Origin of the sequence: Methylobacterium sp. 2A (assembly GCF_009806555.1) — a bacterium.
Lineage (GTDB): Bacteria > Pseudomonadota > Alphaproteobacteria > Rhizobiales > Beijerinckiaceae > Methylobacterium.
Window position 1 is genome coordinate 203,505 of the sequence record NZ_VUOK01000048.1, and the last position, 17,921, is coordinate 221,425.

A 17,921-nucleotide genomic window follows, 5' to 3' on the forward strand; every position below is an offset into this window, starting at 1 on the left:
GGCTGCGTGCGTAAGGATCGGTTATAAATCCTCTCCGGGAGATCGGCGAATTCTTGTCAGAATTAGTCCGTTTTCGCCATGGGCAGCCGCAGCGTTTCGGGCGATCTTCGACGCTGTCAATCCGTCGCGGCGGTGCTGTCCGTACGGCCGCCTCGGCCGTCCTCTCGACCCGCACGCCGTGCAGCCTCTGCGAGGGGACCGATGAGCGGTACGCTGGTGATCTCGCTCGACTTCGAGCTCTATTGGGGCGTCCGCGACCGGCGCCGCCTCGAGGAGATCCGGTCGGACCTGCTGGCCACGCGGCAGGTGATCCCCGCGATGCTCGCGCTGTTCGAGCGTTATGGGGTCCGGGCGACCTGGGCGACGGTCGGCTTCCTGTTCTTCGAAACGCGCGCGCGGCTGCTGCGCGCGCTACCCGCGGCCAAACCCACCTATAGCGAGGCGAAATACTCGCCCTACGGCGAAATCGCGGCGATCGGCGTCGACGAATCCTCCGATCCCTGCCGGCTCGGCCGCTCCCTCGTCGAGCTGATCGCCGCGCATGCGGGGCAGGAGATCGGCACGCACACCTTCTGCCACTATTTCGCGCTCGAGGCCGGCCAGACGCCGGAAGCCTTCCGCCAGGATCTCGCGGCCGCCGTCGCTGCGGCGAACCGGGCCGGCCACGAGGTCCGGTCGCTCGTCTTCCCGCGCAACCAGTGCAACGCGGAGTACCTGCCGCTCTGCGATGAGGCCGGCATCGCGTGCTTCCGGGGCAACCCGCGCTCGTGGCTCTACCGAGCCCGCCCCCGCGGCGAGGAGCGGCGCGTCCTGCGCGCGCTCCGCCTGCTCGACGCCTACGTCAACATCTCGGGCCATCATACCTACCGGCGGACGACGCCCGGGACGGCCGGCCGTCCCCTCGACGTGCCCGCGAGCCGCTTCCTCAGGCCCTGGTCGTCGCGCCTGCGCTGGCTCGAAGGCCTGCGCCTGCGGCGGATCAAGAGCGCGATGACGCATGCCGCCCGGCGCGGCGAGGTTTTCCATCTCTGGTGGCATCCAGAGAATTTCGGGACCGACTGCGCCCAGAACCTGCGATGCCTGGAGGTGCTGCTGCGGCACTTCGCGAGCCTGCGCGAACGCTACGGGATGGAGTCGCTCAACATGGGCGATTTCGGGAGCGCATCCGTCAATCTCGCGAAGCAGGCGCGCGGATAGAGCGCCCGTCGGCGAAGCGGCTCCGGCGCGTCGGAACAATGGGTTCGAGGCGCCGGCCTGATGCGACCGAGGCCGGAAACGGCTCCGTCAGGCTGCCGGAAAGGTCCGGCATGGACGAACACGCATCGCTCGGGCGCCCGGTCCCTGGGAGCGACGGCGGCCGCCGCTCCCCGATCACGCCCCAGGAAGCGCGCAGACGTCCTCGTGCGCGGGTCCGGATGCGGCGGCCAGGCAGCCGGCGAGGCGGTCTCCGTCCTGCTCCCCGTAGAAGCCGCGATACCACGCGACGAAGGACGCGACGCCCGATTCGATGGGCGTGGCGGGCACGTAGCCGATCAGGCTGTGCAGGAGATCGGTGCCCGCGACGGTCTCGGGCACGTCGCCCGCCGGCAGGGGCCGGTAATGTCGCGTCGCGCGCCGACCGAGTGCCGCCTCGATCGCCTCCACGAAACGCATCAGATGCACGGGCTGGCCGCCGCCGATGTTGACGATGCGGTAGGGGGCCACCGGGCTCAGCGTGTCGCCGGGCACGGCTGCGGCGCCCATGCCGGGCCGTGCCGGAATCACATCCGTCAGGCGCAGGATGCCCTCCACGAGATCGTCGATGTAGGTGAAGTCCCGCCGACTCCGGCCATGGTTGTAGATCTCGATCGGTTGGTCGGCGAGCATCGCCTTCGTGAACTTGAACAGGGCCATGTCCGGCCGCCCCCACGGACCGTAGACCGTGAAGAAGCGGAACACGGTCGTCGGCAGGGTCCAGAGATGGGCATAGGCGTGGGCCATCACCTCGGTGCCGATCTTCGAGGCGGCGTACAGGGTGAGCGGGGCCGCCGTGCGGTCCGTCTCCCGGAAGGGAAACGTGCCGTTGCCGCCATAGGCCGAACTCGTGGACGCGATCAGGAGATGGTCCACGGGATGATGGCGGCAGGCCTCCAGGACGTTGAACGTCCCGATCAGGTTGGCGTCGATATAGGCGCGCGGATTGTCCAGGCTGTAGCGGACGCCGGCCTGGGCGGCGAGGTGGACGACCTTCTGCGGCCGGACCGTCCGGAACAGGCGGTCGAGGGCATCGGCATCCTCAAGCATGAACTCGTGCGCGGTGAAGCCCGGGAAATCCCGCAGCATCCGGTGCCGCTCCTGCTTCAGCGCCACGTCGTAATAGGCCGTCATGCCGTCCAGGCCGACGACGGCGTGGCCGGCCAGAAGGAGGCGTCGCGCCACGTGAAAGCCGATGAAGCCGGCGGTGCCCGTCACCAGAAAGCGCATGGTCTGATCTCTCTTGAGGAAGCAGGCGGCCGGCCCTGCGGCCTCGGAGGCAGTCGAGGATCGGGCCGTTTCGCCGATGACGTTGCGGTGGCGCAGTGTATCTATCGAAAATATTCAGTATCAACATCGATCGACTGAATAGTTCGGGCATCATCCCTTCTGGCTAGCCAGGAATCGTATGATGCGTCCGGCGTTCCGCGCGTCATACTTCCCGGCCCGGCAGGAAGCGGACTCGGCGTCGTCGAGGGCGCGCCGGCGGGCGGGAGCGGCGAGCGATGTGCGGGATCGTTGGGATTGTCGGGCGCCAGACGGTGGCGGGATCGGTGGTGGAGGCGCTGCAGCGCCTCGAATACCGGGGCTACGACTCGGCGGGCGTGGCGACGCTCGAGGCGGGGCGGCTCGAGCGGCGGCGCGCCGAGGGCAAGCTGGTCAATCTGCAGCTCAAGCTCCTGCGGTCGCCGCTCTCGGGCGCCATCGGCATCGGCCACACGCGATGGGCGACGCACGGGCGTCCCAACGAAACCAACGCCCATCCCCACGCCACGAAGCGGCTCGCGGTGGTCCATAACGGCATCATCGAGAACTTCCGCGCACTGAAGAGCGAGCTCAAGGCCGAGGGCGTGGTCTTCGAGACCGACACCGACACCGAAGTCGTGGCGCAGCTCGTCAGCTTCAACATGGACCGGCAGATGGACCCCGTCGCCGCGGTGGCCGCGGCGCTGCCGCGCCTGCGCGGCGCCTTCGCGCTGGCCTTCCTCTTCGCGGGCGAGGAGGACCTTCTCATCGGCGCCCGCCACGGAGCGCCGCTGGCCATCGGGTACGGCGCGGGCGAGACCTATCTCGGCTCCGACGCGCTGGCGCTCGCGCCCTTCACCGCGCAGATCACCTATCTCGAGGACGGCGATCTGGCGGTGCTGACGCGCGACGGCGCCACGATCCGCGACCCGGCCGGCGCGATCGTCGAGCGGGCCCGCCAGACGATCGCCACCCAGGCCTTCCTCGTGGATCGCGGCAACTTCCGCCACTACATGGCCAAGGAGATCCACGAGCAGCCCGAAGTGGTGGGGCGCACGCTCGCGCACTACGTCGATCTCGCTGCGGGCCAAGTGACCCTTCCCGAGCCCTGGCCCGCAGGCTGGGCGAGCCTCACGCGCCTCTCGATCACCGCCTGCGGCACGGCCTACTATGCGGGGCTCGTGGCGAAGTACTGGTTCGAACGCCTCGCCCGGCTGCCTGTCGAAATCGACGTCGCCTCCGAGTTCCGCTACCGCGAGGCGCCCCTCGCGGCAGGGAACGCGACGCTCGTCATCTCGCAATCCGGCGAAACCGCCGACACCCTGGCCTCCCTGCGCTACGCGAAGATGCACGGCCAGCACGTCCTGGCCGTGCTCAACGTGCCGACCTCGACCATCGCGCGCGAATCCGACGTCGTGTTCCCGACGCTCGCCGGTCCCGAGATCGGCGTGGCCTCGACCAAGGCCTTCACCTGCCAGCTGACGGTGCTCCTCTGCCTCGCCATCGCGGCAGGGCGTGCGCGCGGACATCTCGACGAGGCCGCCGAGCGCCGCCTCGTCGACGCGCTCATCGCCGTCCCGGGGCTGATGGCGGAGGCGCTGAAGCGGGAGGGCGAGATCGAGGCCCTGGCGCGCGAGATCGCCAAGGCGCGCGCCGTGCTCTACCTCGGGCGCGGAACGGCCTATCCGCTGGCGCTCGAGGGGGCCCTGAAGCTCAAGGAGATCTCCTACATCCACGCCGAGGGCTACGCGGCGGGCGAACTCAAGCACGGGCCGATCGCGCTGATCGAGGACACGGTGCCGGTGATCGTGATCGCGCCCCATGACGCCACCTTCGAGAAGACGGTGTCGAACATGCAGGAGGTCGCAGCCCGCGGCGGGCGCATCGTCCTGATCGGGGACGCTGCGGGTGCGGCGGCCCACGGGCTGGATACGCTGGCCACGCTGACCATGCCCGACCTGGACCCCGTGGTGGCGCCCATCGTCTACGCCGTCCCGGTGCAATTGCTGGCCTACCACGCCGCGCTCGGCCTCGGCAAAGATGTCGACCAGCCCAGAAACCTCGCCAAGTCCGTCACCGTCGAGTGAGGCGCGCGTGATCCGGCCAGCCTCCGGTCCTGCGGGAGACGCGCCGGCGCAGGCTCGTGCGGACGAGCCCGGCGGCGCCCCGTCAGCACACCCGTCCCCGGCGAAGGGCGGCCTCCGGCATGGCCGCCCCGGGGCCGGAACGGCCGCTTTCGTCCCGCTCGCACAGGGCCGGACCGTGCGTCCGGAGCCGTGCCCGACCGCGCGGCCGGCGCGTGCCGCTCCGACGCTTTGTTCCGGCGCGCCCACCTGCGCCGACCCGGTGGCCAGTCCGGCGCAGAGCGCCCGCGCGGCGAACGCCCGCCCTCGATCGTATCGGAGCCTGCGATGATCGTCGAACTCTTCGGTCCCCCCGGAGCGGGCAAGACCACCTTCGCGCGCGGTCTCGCCGCCGGATTGCGGGCGCGCGGCTACGCCGCCGAGGCCGTCGTCAGCGCCCGCACCTCCGAGGCGGAGCGCGACGGACCCGTCCGCGCGCGCGGCCCCGTCGGGGGCGCGGCGTCCGGCCACGCCACCGCGCAACCCGACGCGCGCCGCGACGGTCTCGGACGGTCGCTGCTCACGATCCTGCCGCCTCGGAACGTCTTCTGGAACCTGCGTCTGCGCCGGTACCTGCGCCGCCTCGCGGCAGCCTGGGCCCGCAGCGAGGCGGTCCCTGGCATCCGCGTCTTCGACCAGGGCTATGCCCAGGCTCTCTGCTCCCTGATCTCGCTCAGCCGCTCCACCGATCCGGGGCGCATCGCGATGGCCGCCGCGCTCCTGCCTCGGCCGGCCCTCCGGATCGCCCTGCACGCGCCGGGCGAGCTCCTCGCGGCCCGCCAGGAGGCGCGGGTCCATAAGGCCGGGCTTCTGGAACGGATGCTCGAACTCGATGCCGCCACCAACCTGCGGCAGGCGGGCATCTGCGACACCCTGTTCGGGACCTTCCAGGGAAGCGCCCCCCTCCTGCGGACGACCTCGCTCGACGAGGCGAGCATGGCGGGCTTCGTCGACACCGTCGCGGCCGCGACGACGCAGTGGTCCCGGGTCGCCTGAGCGGCCGCGGACAAGGGCAGGTCTTCTGACCTCACGCACGAGGTAGATCATGAGCATCGCGACGATCAACACGCTTCGGCCCGCGGCCCGCCGGCTCTTCGGCACGGACGGCATCCGCGGCCGTGCGAACGGCGTGATCACGCCGGAACTGGCGTTGAAGGTGGGTCAGGCGGTGGGCACGGTGTTCACGCGCGGCGAGCACCGCCACCGGGTCGTCATCGGCAAGGACACCCGGCTCTCGGGCTACATGATCGAGACTGCCCTGGTGGCCGGCTTCACGTCGGTGGGCATGGATGTGCTCCTGCTCGGCCCGATGCCCACCCCTGCCGTGGCCATGCTGACGCGGTCGATGCGTGCGGATATCGGCGTGATGATCTCGGCCTCGCACAACCTCTACGAAGATAACGGCATCAAGATTTTCGGCCCCGACGGCTTCAAGCTCTCGGATGCCATCGAGCGCCAGATCGAGGCCCTCATCGAGGGCGACCTCACGACCCGGCTGGCGCCCTCGGGTGCGCTGGGGCGGGCCAAGCGCATCGAGAGCGTGCACGCGCGCTACATCGAGGCGGTCAAGCGGAGCCTGCCCCGCCGCATCAGCCTGGAGGGGCTTCGCGTCGTGGTGGACTGCGCCAACGGCGCGGCATACCGCGTGGCGCCCGAGATGCTCTGGGAGCTCGGGGCCGAGGTCATCGCCATCGGGGTCGAGCCGGACGGCTTCAATATCAACCAGGGCGTGGGCTCGACCGCCCCCGACGCGCTTGTGCGCAAGGTGCGCGAGTTGCGCGCGGATATCGGGATCGCGCTCGACGGGGATGCCGACCGGGTGCTGGTGGTGGACGAGCGCGGCGCGGTGGTGGACGGCGACCAGCTCATCGGGGTGGTGGCGCGCGCGTTCCACGACGACGGGAGGCTGACGCAACCCGGCATCGTGGCGACCGTGATGTCGAATCTCGGGCTGGAGCACTACCTCGCGGGACTGGGGCTCGGGCTGATCCGCACGGCGGTCGGGGACCGCTACGTGCTCGAGCACATGCGCGCGCACGGCTACAATCTGGGGGGCGAGCAGTCCGGGCACATCATCCTCTCGGACTACGCGACCACGGGCGACGGACTGATCGCGGTTCTGCAGCTCCTGGCGGTGATGCAGAAGAGGGGACGTCCGGTCAGCGAGGTCTGCCATGGCTTCGACCTCCTGCCGCAGATCCTGCGCAACGTGCGCTATCGCGCGGGCGAGCCATTGCTGGTCGATGCGGTGGTTCGTGCGATCGCCGCGGGGCGCGAGCGTCTGGGGGAGAGCGGACGTCTCGTGATCCGCCCGTCGGGCACCGAGCCCGTGATCCGCGTCATGGCCGAGGGCGAGGACCCCGCAACAATCCGGAGCGTCGTCGACGATGTCGTCGACGCCGTCTCGAGAGCCGCAGGTGACGCCGTCGAGGACGCGGCCGCCTGAACGGCCGCCTAGCGCCTCCGCCCCGCGGGAATCGCCATCCGGCCGCTCCCGCATCGGCCGGAGGCCCTGTCGTCAGTCCCGTATGAGGGGCGGCCCGAAAGCACCGGACGCGAAGGGGGCGGTTCCGGTCGTGACCGGTGCGAGCCGGCGCGGCGATCGGCCCGAGGCGGCGTGCCGGCCCGGAAGGCGCCGGGGACCGGCCTGCACCAGGCAGATGCAGAACCACACGATGGGATGGCGCAAGGTCACGTGGAAGACGCTGAACAGCATGAGAGAAGCGATCATGGCCGTGAGGCTGGCCACGTCCGGCCGGTAGCTCTGCCGGATCGTGCTGAGCATCAGGGCCACGAAGCCCAGGAGGAGCGGCAGGCCGCCCTGGCTGAAGAGTTCGAGATAGGTGTTGTGGGACTCCATGGACTCGCCGTGCTCGGCGCCACTGCCCAGGCCGGCTTCGGTCTCGGTCCGCGCCCATTTCTGGCGCGCCACGACTTCGGGCGGAACAGGGACGTGCGAGGACGGCCCGAGCCCAAGGAAGTAGGAGTCGAAGCCCTTCTGGATCGCGCCGCCCCAGAGATAGACGCGGACGGCGGCCTCATCGAGCGTCTGATCGGCGTCCCGTGAGATGTCCTTGGCGACGCTCTCGAGTTTCACCGCGTGCAGGAGCAGCGCGCCCGCGAGGCCGAGCGGCACCGCCAAGCCAATCGCCAGGACGGCGACGGTGAACCGATAGGGCGCGCGCGCGTAGCCGCCGACAAGGAAGCGGCGCAGTTTGGCGAGGGTGAAGGCGGCCAGCGCGACGACGAGGGCGAGCCGGAAGGAGTTGCCCTTCGTCATGAGCCCGGCCACGACGGCGGGCGTTCCCCACAGCAGCAGCACGAGTCGTTCCCGCCGCCCGAAGGCGGTCTCGGCCGCGTAGGCCGCAATGAGGACGAGCGCCGTGCAGAGCAGGCTGAGCTGGTTCGGGTTGTCCGACCAGCCCCGGAAGCGGTCCCAGTACCAGCCGTCGAGCCCTGGGACCCGGAGATCGAGGAGGCCGGAGGCGATCTGGCAGGCGAGCGACACACCCCCGATCCGCGTCACGAGGCAGGCCGTCCGGCGCAGCCCCTCCGATGCGTTCGATCTGGCGAGGCACAGGCTGCTCACCGCGGCCACGATGGAGAAGGCCAGGACATCGTGGACGATGTGGGCCTGATCCTGATGGTCTTTGAGCGCGAGGCCCGTCAGCAGCCCGAGCGACTGCGTACCGGCGAAGAACACCCAGAAGGCCAGGATGCGGCCGGCCGCAGGTGGAAGCACGATCGGGCTCCGGAAGACCGCTCCGTAGACGTGCGCGCAAATCCAGATCAGAAGGCACAACTCGCCCGGACCGATCGGGAGGCTGCCGATCCTGAGCTGGGACGCCGCCGACAGCAGGAGCCCGAACGCGAGGACCGCGTCGCGCCACCAGGCCTCGTCCGTACCGGCTTCCGGGTCGAGAACCGGCATACGCCTCTCCGCACGCTGCCCGCGCCGACGCGAACCCGTGTGGCTGCCGGCCCTGTGCGAGGATGAAGCCGTGCGCAGGGGCCTGCAACCCGCCCGATGGCTGAGGGACGGCAATTCCGGGCTACGCCGATGGCGCGATTGCGCAGGCCCGCACAGGCGCAATCATGGCGGTGGGCCGAAATCGACCGCCTCCGGTAATCCGACCATGACAACGATCTCCGCGCCAGGCGATGCGCCAGCGTCAAGCCAAGCGCCGGCGCCGAGCGACGGCAGCGCCTCGGGTCGGGCGCCGACCGAGCGGGCCCATTTCGAGACCCTCGACATCCTGCGGGTCGTCGCGTGCCTCGCCGTCATACTCTATCACTACACTTTCCGGGGCGCCGCCCGGGACGGCATGACGACGTTCTCGCTCGAAGACATCCACTTCGTCACCAAGTACGGCTATCTCGGCGTCGAGCTCTTCTTCGTCATCAGCGGGTTCGTGATCAGCTACTCTGCCGAGACCCGGAGCGCCGGTGCGTTCCTGGTCGCGCGGGCCACGCGCATCTATCCCGGCTTTCTCTTCTGCATGTCGTTCAGCTTCCTCGTCCTTTGGGCACTCGGCCCGCAGGGCCAGGCCCTCGACGGCGCGCAATGGCTCGCCAATCTGGCGATCGCCGCACCGGCCTTCCACGCGCAATTCGTCGACGGCGTTTACTGGTCGATTGTCTGCGAGCTCATCTTCTACGCCTGGATCTTCCTCCTCAAGACGACATGCGCGTACGAACGATACACGCTCGCGATCGTTGCGGCCTGGATGGTCGTCTCGGTCTTGAACATATGCATCTGGAAAAACGCCATCCTATCGTACCTGTTTTTGACGAAATACAGCGCCTATTTTGCAGCAGGAATAACGATATACGAGATATTCTATAAATCAAGATCTGCGGGCTTTCCCGTGTTTCTCGGGCTGATCCTGCCGCTGGTCCTGATCCAGGGCGCGGACGAGATCCGGTACCATCGGGCCTATTATGCCGGAACGGATTTCGACGTCCGGGTCGGGGCGGTGCTGAACGTCGCGGTGATCGCGATCGTCGTCGCAGCTCTGCGTCGGCCGCCGATGCGCGCGCGACGCGGCGTGACGGTCCTTCTCGGTGCAGCCACCTATCCCATGTATCTGATCCACCAGAGAATCGGCTACGTGATGCTGGAACGGCTCGCCCCGTCCTGCGGCCGCCTGCCCGCCCTCGGCCTCACGATCCTCGTCCTGTTCGTCGGCTCGGCCCTGATCTGGCGGTTCATCGAGACGCCGGTACAGCGATTGCTGCGGACGATGCTGACCGGCCGGTTCCGTCCGCGCCAGCCGCCCGCGGTCACTGCGCCGCCGTCGCCCTGATGGCGGGGTTCGGAAGGCCGACCGAATCCCGACCGGCCGACGCCGGGCGTCTTCGGCGACCAGACCGCCCAGGCTTGCTGGAGCCGGATCAAACCCTGCGATCAAACAGCTGGGGTCGGGCCGCGGCGCCATTTCGCCGGCTGCTTTATTCTGCCATCGGGTCCGTGCATGATGGAACAACGAGCATCGTGTCCTCGGATACAGGTGCTTTCGCGGACTCGCGTCGCAAGCCTGACGTCAACGGGCGTGTCGATCCCGCTACAGGGAGAAAATTGGATGGATCGTCGCGTCCTGTTGGCCGGCGTCGGCGGTCTCGCCGCATGGACTGCGCTTCGCCCGGCGGCCTCGGCTGCGGCCGGGGACAGGACGCCCATCGTGCTCTGGCACGCGATGTCGGGCGCGAACGGCGAGGAGGTCGACCGTCTGACGCGCGCCTTCAACGCGAGCCAATCCGAGGTGACGCTGGGGGCGGTGTTCAAGGGCACCTACCCCGAGACGCTGACGGCGGCGATCGCCGCCTACCGCGCCGGCAAGGCGCCGCACATCGTCCAGATCTTCGAGGTCGGCACGGGCACGATGCTGCAGGCCGGCCCCGCCATCAAGCAGGCCTGGAAGCTCGCGGAGGAGACCGGATTCGGCCTCGATCCCAAGGCCTACATCCCCGGCGTGCGCGGCTATTACAGCCTGCCGGACGGCAAGCTCGCCTCGATGCCGTTCAACTCCTCGACGGCGGTGATGTGGTACAACCGCGACGCCTTCGAGAAGGCGGGGCTCGATCCCGACACGCCGCCGGCCACCTACGACGATTACGCCAAGGCGGCCCGCACCCTCGCCTCGAAGGCGCCCACACCGATCGCGAGCACGTCGGCCTGGATGACCTGGATCCAGTTCGAGGAATACGCCGCGATCCAGAACCTCGCCTACGCCACCGAGAACGACGGCTATGACGGCCTCGGTGCGGAACTGCTGATCAACACAAAACCCTTCGTCGACCAGCTCCAGCGCTTCATGGACCTGTCGAAGGACGGGGCCTTCAAGTATACCGGCCGCGACACGGCACCGGACGCGATCTTCTATTCCGGTCAGGCCGCGATCGGGTTCGGCTCGTCGTCGGGCCGCGCCGACATCGTCAAGAACGCCACGTTCCGCTACGCCGAGACCTTCCTGCCGACGGAGCCGGCTCTGAACCCGCGGCCGAACAACTCGATCATCGGCGGCGCCAGCCTGTGGGCGATGACGGCGCCCAAGCGCACCGAGGCCGAGTACAAGGCCGTCGCGGCCTTCTACGCCTTCATCGCGAAGCCCGAGCAGGTCGCCCTCTACGCCCAGAATACCGGCTACGTCCCGGTGACGCTCGCGGGCTATGAGGCCACCAAGCAGGCGGGCTATTTCGACAGGAATCCCGGCACCGACGTGCCGGCGCGGCAGCTCTCCCGCGGGGACCTGACCCCGAACTCGCGCGGCCTGCGCCTCGGCCGCCTGCCGGAGATCCGCGCGATCCTCTACGAGGAGATCGAGAAGGCGCTCCAGGGCCAGCAGACCGCGCAGGCCGCAATGGACAGCGCCGCCGCGCGCGGCAACCGGGTGCTGCGCGACTTCCAGAAATCCGCGCGCGGCTGACGCGGCGGATCGGAAGGCTCTCCAGGCATGGAACGACGGACGCTGTTCCCCGGCCGGCTGCTGCCGGCCCTGCTGATCCTGCCGCAGCTCGTGCTGACGGTGGTCTTCTTCCTGTGGCCGGCCGTCCAGGCGATCAAATCGAGCCTGGAGCGCGAGGACGCCTTCGGCACCAGCACGGAATTCGTCGGGCTCGACAATTTCACCGACCTGTTCGCGGATCCGCTCTATCGCGCGGCGATCGGGCGGACGGTCGTGTTCTGCGCCTGCGTGACCGCGGTCTCGATGGGCGTGGCGCTGGTGCTCGCCGTCCTGGCCGATACCGAGATCCGGGGCCGCGCCTTCTACCGCACGATGCTGATCTGGCCCTACGCGGTGGCGCCCGCCATGGCGGCGGTGCTGTGGGTGCTGATGTTTCACCCGCAGATCGGCCTCGTCGGCGCGTGGCTGAACCGGATGGGGATCGCCTGGGACTACAAGCTCGACGGCACCCAGGCCATGGCGCTCGTGATCCTGGCCGCCGCCTGGAAGCAGATCAGCTACAACTTCATTTTCTTCCTGGCGGGCCTCCAGGCCATCCCGAAGACGATCATCGAGGCGGCCCGCATCGACGGCGCCCGGGGCCTGCGCCGGTTCCGCACCATCCTCCTGCCGCTGCTGATGCCGACGGTCTACTTCCTGCTCGTCGTCGATCTCGTCTACGCGGCCTTCGACACCTTCGCGACGGTCTACGCGGTGAACGGCGGCGGGCCGGGGCAATCGACCCAGACGCTCGTCCTCAAGGTCTATCTCGACGGCGTGGTCAACGCGAATGTCGGCGCGTCCTCGGCCCAATCGGTGGTGCTGATGGCCGGCGTCATCGTCCTCTGCGCCCTGCAGTTCCGGTTCCTCGGGCGGAAGGCCGTCACCTGATGCCCCGGAGAGCGCTGAACCTGATCCCCCACGCCGTGCTGATTCTGGCGATCCTGCTCTTCGCCCTGCCGATCTGGATCGCGATCGCCGGCTCGACCCAGGATTCGGCCGCGATCGCCCGCGGCGAGGTCTCGCTCGTCCCGAACCTCTCCGGCCTCGGGGTCTACCGCGACGTGCTGGTGAACGGCTCGGCGGGGGCCGGGCCGGTCTGGCGGGCGCTCCTCGTCTCGGCCGGGATGGCGCTCGCGATCGCGTTCGGCAAGATCGCCCTGTCGCTGCCCTCGGCCTATGCGGTCACCTTCTTCCGCTTCCCGTTCCGCATGGCGGCCTTCTGGCTGATCTTCCTGACTCTGATGCTGCCGGTCGAGGTGCGGCTGATCCCGACCTTCCAGGTCATGTCCTCCCTCGATCTGATCAACAGCTTCACGGGCCTGACGATACCGCTCATCGCCTCGGCGACGGCGACGCTGCTGTTTCGCCAGACCTTCCTCGCCGTCCCGGACGAGCTCGTCGAGGCGGCGCGGATCGATGGGGCCGGGCCCTTGCGCTTCCTGCGGGACATCCTGATCCCGGTCTCGGGTGCCAATATCGCGGCGTTGTTCGTGATCCTGTTCGTCTACGGCTGGAACCAGTACCTGTGGCCGCTGCTCGTCGCGACCGATCCCAGGCTCGACACGGTGGTGATCAGCATCGTCAAGATGATCGGCGTCGATACCGCGACCGAATGGAACAAGGTCATGGCGACGGCGGTGCTGGCGCTCATCCCCCCCGTGGCGGTGGTGCTCCTGATGCAGCGCTGGTTCGTGAAGGGCCTGACGGAGGGCGACAAGTGATGGCGGGCCTGAAACTCGACGGCCTGCGCAAGAGCTTCGGCAGCAACGCGATCCTGAAGGGAGTCGACCTCGCCCTGGCGGACGGCGAGATGCTGGTGATCGTCGGCGCGTCGGGCTGCGGGAAATCCACCCTGCTGCGCATCGTGGCGGGTCTGGAGACGCCGACCGCCGGGCGCGTCCTGATCGACGGGCGCGACGTCACGGATCTCGACCCGTCGGCGCGCGACATCGCCATGGTGTTCCAGAACTACGCCCTGTACCCGCATATGAGCGTGTTCGAGAACATGGCCTACGGGCTGAAGATCCGCGGCCTGCCCCGCGCCGAGATCCGCGCGAAGGTCGATGCGGCCTCGGCCCTGCTGGGCCTGGAGGCGCTGCTCGAGCGCAAGCCGCGTCAGCTGTCCGGCGGCCAGCGCCAGCGGGTCGCCATGGGGCGCGCCATCGTCCGCGACCCGAAACTCTTCCTGTTCGACGAGCCCCTGTCGAATCTCGACGCCAAGCTCCGGGTGCAGATGCGCGGCGAGATCCGCCGCCTCCAGCGCCGGCTGAAGGTGACGAGCCTCTATGTCACGCACGATCAGGTCGAGGCGATGACGCTCGGCGACCGTCTGCTCGTGATGCACCAGGGCGTGCCGGTTCAGCTGGCGACGCCGGCCGAGGTCTTCGAGCGCCCCGCCGACACCTACGTGGCGGGGTTCATCGGCTCGCCCGCGATGAACCTGCTGCCCGGCCGGCTCGGGCGGAACGGCACGCGGGTGACGGTCGCGGGCACCGACATCGACCTCGGATCGCGGCGGTTCGACCGGCCAGACGGGTTCCCCGTGGTCCTGGGCATCCGCCCGGAACATGTCGTGCTCGACGCGGCGGGCACGACATGGCCGGTCGAGGTCGTTGAACTCCTCGGGTCCGAGATGCTGGTGCATGCCGGCCGTCCGGGCGAGGCGTCGCTGACGCTCAGGATCGCGAACGGCACGCCGGTGGGCGACACCATCCAGGTCGCGTTCCCCGCCGCGCAACTCCACATCTTCGACCAGGCGACCGGCCTTCGGATGGAGGCCCGGGAGCCGGCCTACGGCAGCACGAGGCCGGCGACGCCGTAGATCAGGGCCGCGACCAGACCGGCGGCCGGCATCGTGACCACCCAGGCGACCACGATGCCCTGGGCGACGTTCCAGCGGACCGCCGAGACCCGCCGCGCCGCGCCGACGCCGACGATCGCCCCGGTGATCGTGTGCGTGGTCGAGACCGGGATCCCGAACGCCGTGGCGGCGAACAGGGTCAGCGCACCGCCGGTCTCGGCGCAGAAGCCCTGCATGGGCGTCAGCCGCGTGATCTTCGATCCCATCGTGTGCACGATGCGCCAGCCGCCGAGCAAGGTGCCGAGCGCCATGGCGGACTGGCAGGACAGCACCACCCATAGCGGCACGTGGAACCCGCCACTGCCCTCGCCGTGGGCGTAGAGCAGCACGGCGATGATGCCCATGGTCTTCTGCGCGTCGTTGCCGCCATGGCCCAGGGAGTAGAGCGAGGCCGAGACGAATTGCAGGTTGCGGAACAGTCCGTCCACGGCGACCGGCGTGGAGCGCACGAAGATCCACGACACGCCGAGCACGAGCAGCAGCGCGAGTACGAAGCCCAAAGCCGGCGACAGCACGATGGCGGCGCTCGTGGTTATCACGCCAGGCCAGACGATGGCGCCGAGCCCGGCTTTCGCGATGCCGGCCCCCAGGAGGCCGCCGATGAGGGCATGCGAGCTGGAGGACGGGATGCCGGCATACCACGTCAGCAGGTTCCAGGTGATCGCGCCGCCCAGCGCGCCCAGGATCACCCGGTCATTCACCAGCGCGACGTCGATGATGCCGGACCCGACCGTGCCGGCGACGTGCAGGCCGAAGACCAGGAAGGCCACGAAGTTGAAGAAGGCCGCCCAGAACACGGCGTAGCGCGGCGCCAGCACCCGGGTCGACACGATGGTGGCGATCGAGTTGGCGGCGTCGTGCAGCCCGTTCAGGAAGTCGAAGACCAGGGCGACGGCGATGAGGAGGATCAGGAGCGTCACGCGCGGGCCGTCGGCTCAGACGTGCTCGACGAGGATGCTGCTGATCTGGTTCGCCACGTCCTCGAACCGATCCATGACCTTCTCCAGGCTGTCGTAGAGTTCGGACCCGACCAGGAAGGCCATCGGCTCCTGCCGGGAGGCCTTGAACAGCGCCTTCAGCCCGGCATTGTGCAGGTCGTCGGCGCGGCCCTCCAGCTGGATGACCCGCTCGGTCAGGGCGTTCAGCGCAGTGGCGTTCTCGCCCAGCGACCGCAGCTTCGGGAGAGCCTCGGCGACCACGGAGGCGGCCTCCTGGATCACGGTGCCCATCTCGCGCATCGCCGGCTCGAAGGTCGTCACCTCGAAGAGCTGAACGGCCTTGGCGGTCTTGAGCATCTGGTCGATGGCGTCGTCGAGGGCGGTCACCAGGGCCTGGATGTCGCCGCGGTCGAAGGGCGTGATGAAGGTTCTGCGGACCGCGAGCAGGGCGTCCCGGGTGATCACGTCGGCCTTGTCCTCATGCTCGGCGATCGCGCGGCAGGCCAGCGACACGTCCTGCGTCCCATCGAGCAGCGCCCGCAGCGCGGCCGCGCCGTCCACGAGCGTGGCGGCATGGCGCTCGAACAGGTCGAAGAAGCGATCCTCCTTCGGCATGAGCGCGCGGAACCAACCCAGCATGCGAAGCCCCGGTGTTGCGGTGTGATCGTCCCTGAGACCGCGGTCGTTCTCGGCTGCCCACGGCGGCAATCAGGTTTTCGAGGTATCAACCCGCCAAGGTAAGGGCGGATCTGCAGCCGGCTAGGGTTTGGCCACCGACGCCGCGTGCGATTTCCACCGGGCGCCTCGAACAGCCCGGCCTCCGGGAGCCCTTCGGGCACCGTCTGGGGTTCGGTTCCGCGCCCCGCGCGTCGGCCGACATCGGCTGCCGGCCGTGCCCTGAAGGCCGATCGACCGGAGGTCGGCGGATGGCGCGCATGCGTCCCTATTCGCCGACGATAGCGGCGCTATCCTCATCCGATGACCAGATTTGCCGAACACGTTCTCATCGTCGCCCTCACGCTGATACCGCTGCGCGCGGAGGCGCAATCGCCGCCCAATCTCACCGCTCTGGCCGGACTCGCCCCGGTGGCTGCGCTCCCCAACGCGCCCGAAGGCAAGGCGGCCCTGGACGCGAACCTCAAGGTTACGGGCGACATCCAGACCGGCGCTCTCCAGCAGCCAATCCTCATGTCGTTCCCGGAGCAGCAGAAGCTTGCGCTGCGCGACTGCTTCATCACCGATGGCAATGCCGCCCAACTCGCCGATGGCCTCGGATCAAAACTCGGGGCCGCCTATCAGGGCAGAGCCCAGTACAAGGATTTCAAGACCTTCACGAGCATATCCCAATCGGTCGCTGATTTTATCGGATATACGAACACCATCGCCAAATCCGACTCGAACGCAGGTAAATATTTTTTCGCCAACGCGACGACGAACGGCAAGGATCCGGTGTCCGAGGCGGCGACGGCAATCCTCACCGCCAAGGGCGGCGTGACCGATGTGTTCGGTAAGGCCTATGGGCGCCCGGCCGGCAGCCCGGGAGCCGATTCCTACGGCAATGCCCGCCCGTTTCAGACCGAGCCGCGCCTGATCGCCTTCCGCAGTGAAGACTATTTCGGTCGTCCCTCGCACAGCCTCGATTGGCTCCGCGGCCCCAACCAGAACCTGTTCGACAGTCCCTCATACCCGAGCGGTCACACCACCTACGGCTACACCGAGGCAATGGTCCTCGCGATCCTCGTGCCCGATCGATACCAGCAGATGATCGCCCGAGCCGCCGAATACGGCAACAACCGCATCGTCGTGGGGGCGCACTACGCGATGGACGTGCTCGGAGGCCGGGCCACGGCCCTGCACGCTGTCGCTCATCTCCTCGCCAACGATCCGGCCTATGTCGGGCAGACCCGCAAGAATCCCGCTGTCCTCAACGAGATGAGCCACGCATCGAACCGCGAGATCGTCATCACCGACTATCCGGCGGCGCTCAAGTCGGCTCGGGCCGATCTCGACGCCGTGCTCAGGGACGCTTGCGGCGACACCGTCGCGGCCTGCGCCGCAGCCGATGACGGGCGTTTCAAGGACCCGGCGGCCAACGAGGCCCTCTACAACGCCACGCAAACCTACGGTCTACCGGTCGTGCACCGGAACACGGCCGATGGGCGGGAGGATGTCGGCACGCTCGCGCCGGAGGCCGGGCATCTCCTGACCGCCGCGTTTCCCACGATCACGCTTGCCGAAGCCAACGCGATCCTGACCGAGACCGAGGGACCCGGTGGCGGCTTCCTGGACGATGGCTCAAGCTTCGGTGTGTACGCACAGCTCAACCTCTACGCAGCCGCAGGTCGTGCAGCCGCACTGGCCGCGACCAGAGCGAGGACCGAGGCGATCGACCCGTCGCCGGCACGGCGCGATCGGTAACCGTGCATTCGCGGCGGCCTGATTCGGTCTCGAGCGCCTGTTCAAGGCCGCAGCCTTGTGCACCTACAGGCCGGTCTGTTCCCGCCCGCCTGGGACCGCGCCCGGTCGCCTTGCCAGGGTGGGCGGTCCCAAGCCTTTGTGGTCCCAAGCCTTTGTG

Annotated in this window: 14 protein-coding genes; 10 read left to right on the forward strand and 4 right to left on the reverse strand. The window is 68.9% G+C overall.

Annotated features, from left to right (window positions below; translation table 11 throughout):
• Positions 1 to 201 precede the first annotated feature (201 nt).
• Positions 202 to 1,197, forward strand: a complete 996-nt coding sequence (locus FVE89_RS22290) for a polysaccharide deacetylase family protein (RefSeq protein ID WP_160536453.1) — start codon at positions 202 to 204, stop codon at positions 1,195 to 1,197.
• A 174-nt stretch (positions 1,198 to 1,371) separates the two neighbouring features.
• On the opposite strand, the gene FVE89_RS22295 is transcribed toward FVE89_RS22290, so the two are convergent.
• Positions 1,372 to 2,463, reverse strand: coding sequence for an NAD-dependent epimerase/dehydratase family protein (locus FVE89_RS22295; protein ID WP_160536454.1), 1,092 nt, complete (start codon positions 2,461 to 2,463; stop codon positions 1,372 to 1,374).
• A 275-nt stretch (positions 2,464 to 2,738) separates the two neighbouring features.
• Between FVE89_RS22295 and glmS the strand changes: the two genes are divergently transcribed.
• The 3 genes from glmS (at position 2,739) to glmM (ending at position 7,047) form a co-directional block, all read left to right on the forward strand.
• On the forward strand, positions 2,739 to 4,565 hold the full coding sequence (gene glmS, locus FVE89_RS22300; protein ID WP_160536455.1) for a glutamine--fructose-6-phosphate transaminase (isomerizing): 1,827 nt from the start codon (positions 2,739 to 2,741) through the stop codon (positions 4,563 to 4,565).
• A gap of 324 nt (positions 4,566 to 4,889) precedes the next feature.
• Positions 4,890 to 5,597 carry a hypothetical protein gene (locus tag FVE89_RS22305; protein WP_160536456.1) on the forward strand — a complete coding sequence of 236 codons (708 nt, stop codon included), beginning with the start codon at positions 4,890 to 4,892 and terminating at the stop codon, positions 5,595 to 5,597.
• A gap of 49 nt (positions 5,598 to 5,646) precedes the next feature.
• A complete protein-coding gene (gene glmM / locus FVE89_RS22310; RefSeq protein ID WP_160536457.1) occupies positions 5,647 to 7,047 on the forward strand; it encodes a phosphoglucosamine mutase in 1,401 nt (466 codons plus the stop codon).
• A gap of 72 nt (positions 7,048 to 7,119) precedes the next feature.
• Here glmM and FVE89_RS22315 read toward each other — a convergent pair whose 3' ends face one another.
• Entirely contained in the window at positions 7,120 to 8,532 is a 1,413-nt protein-coding gene (locus tag FVE89_RS22315; RefSeq protein WP_160536458.1) for an O-antigen ligase family protein, read from the reverse strand.
• Between the two features lie 37 nt (positions 8,533 to 8,569).
• Here FVE89_RS22315 and FVE89_RS22320 point away from each other — a divergent pair, with 37 nt between their 5' ends.
• The 5 genes from FVE89_RS22320 (at position 8,570) to ugpC (ending at position 14,369) form a co-directional block, all read left to right on the forward strand.
• Complete coding sequence (locus tag FVE89_RS22320; RefSeq protein WP_160536459.1) at positions 8,570 to 9,907, forward strand: acyltransferase; 1,338 nt, start codon at positions 8,570 to 8,572, stop codon at positions 9,905 to 9,907.
• Between the two features lie 276 nt (positions 9,908 to 10,183).
• Positions 10,184 to 11,527: a sn-glycerol-3-phosphate ABC transporter substrate-binding protein UgpB gene (gene ugpB / locus FVE89_RS22325; protein ID WP_160536460.1), complete on the forward strand. Its 1,344-nt coding sequence runs from the start codon at positions 10,184 to 10,186 to the stop codon at positions 11,525 to 11,527.
• A 27-nt stretch (positions 11,528 to 11,554) separates the two neighbouring features.
• Positions 11,555 to 12,436 carry an ABC transporter permease subunit gene (locus FVE89_RS22330; protein ID WP_160536461.1) on the forward strand — a complete coding sequence of 294 codons (882 nt, stop codon included), beginning with the start codon at positions 11,555 to 11,557 and terminating at the stop codon, positions 12,434 to 12,436.
• Positions 12,433 to 13,269 carry a sn-glycerol-3-phosphate ABC transporter permease UgpE gene (ugpE, locus tag FVE89_RS22335; protein ID WP_202131004.1) on the forward strand — a complete coding sequence of 279 codons (837 nt, stop codon included), beginning with the start codon at positions 12,433 to 12,435 and terminating at the stop codon, positions 13,267 to 13,269. The genes FVE89_RS22330 and ugpE overlap by 4 nt, the downstream gene beginning before the upstream one ends.
• Positions 13,269 to 14,369: a sn-glycerol-3-phosphate ABC transporter ATP-binding protein UgpC gene (gene ugpC / locus FVE89_RS22340; RefSeq protein WP_160536463.1), complete on the forward strand. Its 1,101-nt coding sequence runs from the start codon at positions 13,269 to 13,271 to the stop codon at positions 14,367 to 14,369. Before ugpE ends, ugpC begins: the two co-directional genes overlap by 1 nt.
• Here ugpC and FVE89_RS22345 read toward each other — a convergent pair.
• Positions 14,339 to 15,328 (reverse strand): inorganic phosphate transporter, encoded by a 990-nt coding sequence (locus FVE89_RS22345; protein ID WP_160536464.1) that lies wholly within the window; start codon positions 15,326 to 15,328, stop codon positions 14,339 to 14,341. The two genes, ugpC and FVE89_RS22345, sit on opposite strands and share 31 nt — an antisense overlap.
• Positions 15,329 to 15,343: 15 nt before the next feature.
• Complete coding sequence (locus FVE89_RS22350; RefSeq protein ID WP_160536465.1) at positions 15,344 to 15,985, reverse strand: DUF47 domain-containing protein; 642 nt, start codon at positions 15,983 to 15,985, stop codon at positions 15,344 to 15,346.
• A gap of 339 nt (positions 15,986 to 16,324) precedes the next feature.
• Here FVE89_RS22350 and FVE89_RS22355 point away from each other — a divergent pair, with 339 nt between their 5' ends.
• Complete coding sequence (locus FVE89_RS22355; RefSeq protein ID WP_160536466.1) at positions 16,325 to 17,764, forward strand: phosphatase PAP2 family protein; 1,440 nt, start codon at positions 16,325 to 16,327, stop codon at positions 17,762 to 17,764.
• The last annotated feature ends 157 nt before the right edge of the window (positions 17,765 to 17,921 follow it).

What these genes read in the sequence shown, in the direction of transcription:
- glmM (WP_160536457.1), top strand. Translation starts at nt 5,647, where the DNA reads ATGAGCATCGCGACGATCAACACGCTTCGGCCCGCGGCCCGCCGGCTC.
- FVE89_RS22330 (WP_160536461.1), top strand. Translation starts at nt 11,555, where the DNA reads ATGGAACGACGGACGCTGTTCCCCGGCCGGCTGCTGCCGGCCCTGCTG.
- FVE89_RS22305 (WP_160536456.1), top strand. Translation starts at nt 4,890, where the DNA reads ATGATCGTCGAACTCTTCGGTCCCCCCGGAGCGGGCAAGACCACCTTC.
- glmS (WP_160536455.1), top strand. Translation starts at nt 2,739, where the DNA reads ATGTGCGGGATCGTTGGGATTGTCGGGCGCCAGACGGTGGCGGGATCG.
- ugpC (WP_160536463.1), top strand. Translation starts at nt 13,269, where the DNA reads ATGGCGGGCCTGAAACTCGACGGCCTGCGCAAGAGCTTCGGCAGCAAC.
- FVE89_RS22290 (WP_160536453.1), top strand. Translation starts at nt 202, where the DNA reads ATGAGCGGTACGCTGGTGATCTCGCTCGACTTCGAGCTCTATTGGGGC.
- ugpB (WP_160536460.1), top strand. Translation starts at nt 10,184, where the DNA reads ATGGATCGTCGCGTCCTGTTGGCCGGCGTCGGCGGTCTCGCCGCATGG.
- FVE89_RS22315 (WP_160536458.1), bottom strand. Translation starts at nt 8,532, where the DNA reads ATGCCGGTTCTCGACCCGGAAGCCGGTACGGACGAGGCCTGGTGGCGC.
- FVE89_RS22295 (WP_160536454.1), bottom strand. Translation starts at nt 2,463, where the DNA reads ATGCGCTTTCTGGTGACGGGCACCGCCGGCTTCATCGGCTTTCACGTG.
- FVE89_RS22350 (WP_160536465.1), bottom strand. Translation starts at nt 15,985, where the DNA reads ATGCTGGGTTGGTTCCGCGCGCTCATGCCGAAGGAGGATCGCTTCTTC.
- FVE89_RS22355 (WP_160536466.1), top strand. Translation starts at nt 16,325, where the DNA reads ATGACCAGATTTGCCGAACACGTTCTCATCGTCGCCCTCACGCTGATA.